Consider the following 3629-nt stretch of genomic DNA (forward strand, 5'->3'; position numbering starts at 1 on the left):
AGAATTATTAGCGGTTTTGAACTATCAAAAAGTACACTTTTTGATAGTTCATTTTTTAATCAAGCAGATATTCACAATCCGCTCTGCCACTTCTTTGGTAGTGTTAAACAATGGTAAACTCTCTGCTCTCCCATTATTATTATCTCTCTTTAATTCCTTGAATGTTCTTTCCTATACAGCAATTATCTTACATAATTTCTCCACTGTTTTTTCTATATTGCTCTCTTCAACCCCAAGATAATTCATTACAAATATATGCTCCGGTCTGTTTTCTTTAAGATGATAAAATCCCGATAATGGAGACATTTTTATTCCCTCTTTTGCGGCTTTTCTTACCAATTCTTCATCACTGTATTTTGTTTTTATCTCCATCAAAAACTGTAACCCTGCATCCTCCTCATGAACTGTAACATATTTGTTTAATTTACTTTTCTTTATCACTGAAAACAGCTTTTTACGCTTGTCCGAATAATATTTTCTCATTCTGTTTATATGCTTCTCAAAACATCCCTCGTCTATAAATTTTGCAAGCGTGTACTGCTCAAAGTTTGACACCGTACATGAATAGAAAAACAATGTCTTATAAAATTTTTCCAAAAGTTTTTCAGGCAGTACCATATAACTTATCCTGACTGTTGACGAGAGTGTTTTGGTAAATGTGTTTATATATATTACTTTTTCTGATACATCTATGCTCTGCAATGCAGGTATTGGTTGTCCGTTCAGTCGCAGCTCACTGTCATAGTCATCTTCTATTATATATCTTTCCTCATCCTGATTTGCCCATCCAAGCAGTTCATATCTCCTGCTTATCGGCATTACTATCCCCGTTGGAAAATGATGCGAAGGTGTGATATGAAGTATATCTATGTTTTTTTCACTTATCTGCGACGGAATGACACCGTATTCATCCATTCCTATATAATCCTGTTCTACTCCATGGCATCTGTAAATCTTTGAAATCTTATCATATCCGGGATCTTCAACTCCATATTTTTTATCCATTCCAAGAAGCTGTATGATAAGTCCATAAAGATACTCCGTTCCCGCCCCGACTATTATCTGCTCAGGAGCAACTATCATACCACGAAACTCCTTAAGATGCTTTGCGATTGCCCTTCTAAGTTCCATAGCACCACCGCTTGGCGGATTTGTCATAAGTGCATTCTGCTGTTCCGATAAAACCTGTCTTATCAGTTTTGTCCATATGGTAAAAGGAAACATATCAGAAATCATTCTGTTTTTTGTAAAATCAGCTATATATTTTCCCTCTGTCTGAACATCTGAAACTGCAAACTCCTCATCAATCCTGTCACACATTCTTTCCTTTACAAGATTTATCTGCTCAACTCCATTTTTAATAGAAGTATTTTTAAGTAAACTACTGCTGTCATTCTTACTATCTTCTCCGATAACACCTGCATATACGACATCTGAATTTTTTTCATGAGATTTTTCAGCATACAAATTCTTAAAGCTTTCCGTTTCCCATATGTCTGATGTTCTATCCGCTACGCCAGATATATTTTTTCCCCGTTGATTTCCTCTGACACCACTTTCCCAAATATAGCCACTTCTAATATCAGAAACATAATAACCCTTTTTGGCAATAGAATATACATATCCCTCAGCAATCAACTGGGCATATGCATTCTCAACAGTAATGACACTTATACCCAGATTTTTTGCAAGACTTCTCTTTGACGGAAGTTTCTCATTTTTCTCCAAAACTCCCTTCTTTATGTCATTCTTGATACATTTATATAAATGCTCATAAAGCGAATCTGAACCTATATCTGCAAATGAATATGTAAGCATGTTAATTTTTCCTTTCAAACTGACCTTTTTGAATATATTTATTTTGATGATTTTTTTATGTTCAGATACCATTATAATCATGTGTATGTTAATTGTAAAGAAAGTGTAATTAGTTGTAATCCAAAACTATATATTTGAATTGCAATCTCACACAAATCAATAAACGTTTGCGAAACTTGGAGGAAAAACAATGAATAAAAGATACGAACTTAATAAAGAACTTGCACAGATGTTAAAGGGCGGAGTTATCATGGATGTAACTACTCCTGAACAGGCAAAGATTGCACAGGAAGCTGGAGCTTGTGCTGTTATGGCACTTGAGAGAATCCCTGCTGACATAAGAGCAGCCGGCGGTGTTTCGAGAATGAGCGACCCTAAAATGATAAAAGGTATTCAGGAAGCTGTTTCAATCCCTGTAATGGCAAAATGCCGTATCGGTCACTTTGCAGAAGCACAGGTGCTTGAAGCCATTGAAATCGATTACATAGATGAAAGCGAAGTATTATCACCAGCCGATGATGTTTACCATATCAACAAAAGAGATTTCAAAGTTCCTTTTGTATGTGGTGCAAAAGACCTCGGAGAAGCACTCAGAAGAATCAATGAAGGTGCTTCTATGATAAGAACAAAAGGTGAACCGGGAACAGGTGATATCGTTCAGGCAGTAAGACATATGCGTATGATGAACAGTGCGATAAGAAAGATCACAAGCCTTAGAGAAGATGAACTTTTTGAAGCAGCAAAACAGTATCAGGTACCTTATGAACTTGTAGAGTATGTTCACGAGAACGGCAAACTTCCTGTTGTAAACTTCGCAGCCGGCGGTATTGCCACTCCTGCTGATGCAGCACTTATGATGCAGCTCGGTGCTGAGGGTGTATTCGTAGGTTCAGGTATATTTAAATCAGGAAATCCTGCAAAAAGAGCTGCTGCCATCGTAAAGGCAGTAACAAACTACACAGATGCAAAACTTATCGCAGAACTTTCAGAGGACTTAGGAGAAGCAATGGTTGGTATCAATGAACAGGAGATTGCACTTCTTATGGCTGAAAGAGGTAAATAAGGAGAAAAAATCATATACGCAAATTTTTTCTCCTACAAGATTTGTGCTTTGCACAAACTTGCCATAAATTGAAAGATGTGTCGATTATGCAAGTAAAAAATCAGAAAAGAGGGATATTACCATGAATATTGGAGTCTTGGCTTTACAGGGTGCTTTTATCGAGCATGAAAAGGTACTTGATAAACTTGGTGTTGATTATACGGAGCTTCGTCAGAAATCTGACCTTGATACCAAACTTGACGGTATCATTCTTCCTGGTGGCGAGAGTACGGTTCAGGGAAAACTTTTGAGAGAACTTGATATGTTTGACAATATAAAAGAACAGATTGAGGACGGTCTTCCTGTCCTTGCCACTTGTGCCGGTATGATTCTTCTTGCTAAAGATATTGAAGATGATGATACTAAACACCTCGCAACACTTCCTATCACGGTTAAAAGAAATGCCTATGGCAGACAGCTCGGAAGTTTTTATACGGAAAGTGATTATGAGGGACTTGGCGAAATCCCGATGACTTTTATAAGAGCACCTTATGTTGCCGAAGCACAGCCGGAAGTCGATGTAACGGCTGTTGTCAATGATAATATCGTAGGAGTTGAATATAAAAATCAGATTGCGATATCGTTCCATCCTGAACTTGATGAAAGCACGAAGATTCATGAAAGATTTTTGGGGATATGCGAAAATTAATAGTAGTCAAGCGGATATTCGCAATCCGCTTTGCTACTTGCTCATAACACTATTAGCTGC

At 37.2% G+C, this 3629-nt stretch carries 3 protein-coding genes; 2 read left to right on the forward strand and 1 reads right to left on the reverse strand.

Annotated features, from left to right (window positions below):
• Positions 1 to 171: 171 nt before the first annotated feature.
• The gene (locus KQI69_RS04685) at positions 172 to 1818 is read right to left on the reverse strand and encodes a PLP-dependent aminotransferase family protein (RefSeq protein WP_216564193.1); all 1647 of its coding nucleotides are present in this window, start codon (positions 1816 to 1818) and stop codon (positions 172 to 174) included.
• Positions 1819 to 2008: 190 nt separating this feature from the next.
• On the opposite strand from KQI69_RS04685, the gene pdxS reads away from it, so the two are divergent.
• Both pdxS and pdxT read left to right on the forward strand, forming a co-directional pair.
• Positions 2009 to 2881 carry a pyridoxal 5'-phosphate synthase lyase subunit PdxS gene (gene pdxS / locus KQI69_RS04690; protein ID WP_216564191.1) on the forward strand — a complete coding sequence of 291 codons (873 nt, stop codon included), beginning with the start codon at positions 2009 to 2011 and terminating at the stop codon, positions 2879 to 2881.
• A gap of 121 nt (positions 2882 to 3002) precedes the next feature.
• Positions 3003 to 3569 (forward strand): pyridoxal 5'-phosphate synthase glutaminase subunit PdxT, encoded by a 567-nt coding sequence (pdxT, locus tag KQI69_RS04695; RefSeq protein ID WP_216564192.1) that lies wholly within the window; start codon positions 3003 to 3005, stop codon positions 3567 to 3569.
• Positions 3570 to 3629: the final 60 nt, after the last annotated feature.

This window comes from Eubacterium sp. MSJ-13 (genome assembly GCF_018918235.1).
Classification (GTDB): Bacteria; Bacillota; Clostridia; order Lachnospirales; family Lachnospiraceae; genus Butyribacter.